The 988-nt window shown below is 46.1% G+C and carries 1 protein-coding gene; it reads right to left on the bottom strand.

The genetic code is table 11. The features are described 5' to 3' along the window. A partial coding sequence (locus AB4496_RS16625; protein ID WP_372131400.1) for an ABC transporter permease occupies positions 1-988 on the bottom strand: 988 nt, incomplete at both ends.

Raw genomic sequence — 988 nt, 5'->3', positions numbered from 1 at the left:
TCTGAGGTCTCGCTGTATTTCGCCGCCTCAACGCCGTTAATGGTTGTGAGCCTTCCTCGTATAATTGGAAACGCTTGAGTACGCTCTACTTCGTTTGCATCAATCGTCTCGAGATAACTGTCTTTCTCATAGCTCGCAATATTCAGCGCAAACGCATTAGGTGCGTTCTCGGGCAAAGTTTGCTGCCAATCTGACAACAAGTCACTTCTCACTAGCCATATGATCGATAACAGCATCAAAGACAGCGCTAAAGAACCAAATTGAATCCCTGTTGCTAATGGTGTGCGATTAATTCGGCTCAATGCCAAACGCATAGATGTCGACGTCGGCAGCTTACCGACCAAACGCAGAACAAGCGTGCTCACAATCGCAAGCACTAAGAACAGGCAAGCGATACCCGCTAGAACTATCCATACCAACAGGTTATCGCCGTACATCAGCATCATTGGAATAATAGGCACCAGCAACAACAGGTATTTCTTGTAGCTTTCATTAGACTGGTGACTTGATTGAATCACGCTGATTGCCGAAGTGCTTACCAAGCCAATTAACGGAATACCAAGAGCAGGCACACCAATGAGAATGCTTGATAAAATCGCCAAAATGACAGGTTCAATACCATAGCTAGGAAGTGGTGTTGGTAATAAGTCGCCCAGAGGTATACGAAGCAAAAATTCTAAGCCGATACCGATGGTAATTCCCAGTACTGCACCAATAACCACCAACAGAGACACCTGTACGGACAACCATTTAACGATCCACTGCTTGCTCGCACCTAAACTCTTAAGCATCGCAATGGTTTTACGACGACTCGCAACATAATGTTGGCAAGTGAGTACCAAAGTGGTCGCAGCCATGATCACAACGATAGCAACCGTTAGCGATAAGTATTGAGTCGTACTTTCGAACATCTCGTTGGTACGACTGGCTGAGTCTTGTGTACGCCAGCGATCACTTGGTGTCAGTTCGATACTGTCTTGTGCTGCTT

This window comes from Vibrio sp. 10N.222.46.A1 (assembly GCF_041473595.1).
Taxonomy (GTDB): Bacteria; Pseudomonadota; Gammaproteobacteria; order Enterobacterales; family Vibrionaceae; genus Vibrio; species Vibrio tasmaniensis_A.
Note: the sequence above shows the minus strand (reverse complement) of the source record. Positions and strands in the feature narration are given on the sequence as shown.